General features: G+C 68.8%; 4 protein-coding genes. 2 read left to right on the top strand and 2 right to left on the bottom strand.

Annotation, left to right across the window (positions count from 1 at the left end; genetic code table 11):
• Positions 1-326: hypothetical protein (locus JHD07_RS29875; RefSeq protein ID WP_291628673.1), on the top strand; the 326-nt coding region annotated here is incomplete at its 5' end.
• Positions 327-357: 31 nt separating this feature from the next.
• A complete protein-coding gene (locus tag JHD07_RS29870; RefSeq protein WP_291628671.1) occupies positions 358-747 on the top strand; it encodes a hypothetical protein in 390 nt (129 codons plus the stop codon).
• On the opposite strand, the gene JHD07_RS29865 is transcribed toward JHD07_RS29870, so the two are convergent.
• The gene (locus JHD07_RS29865; protein ID WP_291628669.1) at positions 720-944 is read right to left on the bottom strand and encodes a DUF6117 family protein; all 225 of its coding nucleotides are present in this window, start codon (positions 942-944) and stop codon (positions 720-722) included. The two genes, JHD07_RS29870 and JHD07_RS29865, sit on opposite strands and share 28 nt — an antisense overlap.
• On the bottom strand, positions 941-1,354 hold the full coding sequence (locus JHD07_RS29860) for a hypothetical protein (RefSeq protein WP_291628667.1): 414 nt from the start codon (positions 1,352-1,354) through the stop codon (positions 941-943). Before JHD07_RS29860 ends, JHD07_RS29865 begins: the two co-directional genes overlap by 4 nt.
• Positions 1,355-1,431: the final 77 nt, after the last annotated feature.

Here is a 1,431-nt window from a genome sequence, read left to right as displayed (position 1 = left end):
GATTCGGCGCGGGCTTCATTCTGCGGCCGGTGATCTCACCTGTCGCCGCTGCGCCCGTTGCGGCGTCGGCAGCCGCGGCCGCCGGTGTGGCGCAGCCGAGCGAGGAAGAAGCGACGGCTGCCGTGCGGCGCTATCGTCGGTTCACGGGCACGTCGCTCGAACGTGCGACGCTGAAGCTCGGCGACTGCTCGCCGGGCGGCGTCGGGCCTGGTGTGACCTGCATGACGCAGCTCGTCATGGACCCGACGAAGCCCGGCGCGGCTCCGCAGAACCGTCCGATCAGCTTCGCCAGGGTCAACGGTCAGTGGGAAGTGGCGGTCTGGTAGCGGTGACGAGATCGACCACAAGCTCGCCTCTGTGTTCCTCGCCAAGGGTGAAGGGTTTCTGCCGAGCCCTGCCTCGGCCGATCGTCGCGACGCGCGCGAGATCTGCTACGCGATCGCCATTGCCACCGAACTGGCGCTGAAGGCGTTCCTCGTCGCCCAGGGCTGGAGCGACGATCGCTGTCGCCGGGATGTCCGCCACGATCTGGAGAAGGCGCTGGCCTTCGCCAAGGCCGCAGGCCTGAAGGCGGTGGGCGAGCTGGACGGTGTCGTCTGCGTGCTGAACGCCTACTATCCGAAGCACGCGTTCGACAGCTTCGTCGTGCCGACCGGTGACGAGGCGTTCCCGGCCAAGGCCTGCGCGATCGTCGCGGACCTGTTCGAGCGCGTCCGCCCTCAGGTCGAGGCCTCGGGCGGACGATAAAGCTCGAACGGATTGCCGTCGACCAGATGGCCGAACGGCGTGAACACGAAGTCGTCGGCATCGCGCCCGACGGCGCAGATGACGTAGCGGGTCTCGCCGGTCGCGACCTCCGTGCATTCCATCAGCGCCAGGTCGCCGCTCGAAGCGGCGCGCAGCAAGGTCTGGAAGTTGGCGCGGGCATGGTCGGGGATGCTCATCGCGCGCCTCCCTCGGCAAGCCGGTCGGCGAGCCAGCGCCCGGTGCTGGTCCATTCGAGCGTCTGGCCGGTGGAAAGGTCGAGGACATGGGCGCCGCCGGAGAAGCCGTCGACGACGGGCTCCGAGGCGATGTTCGCCCATTGGAATCCCCAGCGACCGGTCAGGCCGAAAGCCTCGGCGCAGCGTGTCACGAAGGTGACCGCGAGCCGCTGGTCGGCGCTGCCGGCATCGCGCAGCCAAAGGCGGGGCGGTCCGTGCTCCGGCGTCAGCGAGAGCAGGAATGGCTCGGCCGGCGGGTCTTCGCGGGCGTTCTCGGTGATCAGCGCCGTGTAGATGTCGAAGGCGCGCGCAGCGTTGGCGGTGGTGCCGACGTCGAGCAGGCATGAATAGCGGGTGAGAAAATCGGTCATGGCGGGCTCCTGAAACGAAAAATGCCCGGCGCTGGGCCGGGTTCGGGAGGGATCGGAGGGTGGTCGGGCTAGTAGCC

Origin of the sequence: Bradyrhizobium sp., from assembly GCF_016462955.1 — a bacterium.
Classification (GTDB): Bacteria; Pseudomonadota; Alphaproteobacteria; order Rhizobiales; family Xanthobacteraceae; genus Bradyrhizobium.
This window is presented reverse-complemented; position numbering and strand designations above follow the sequence as displayed.

Bases quoted from the DNA above. Each gene is read 5' to 3' on its own strand.
- JHD07_RS29865 (WP_291628669.1), bottom strand. From the start codon at position 944: ATGAGCATCCCCGACCATGCCCGCGCCAACTTCCAGACCTTGCTGCGC.
- JHD07_RS29860 (WP_291628667.1), bottom strand. From the start codon at position 1,354: ATGACCGATTTTCTCACCCGCTATTCATGCCTGCTCGACGTCGGCACC.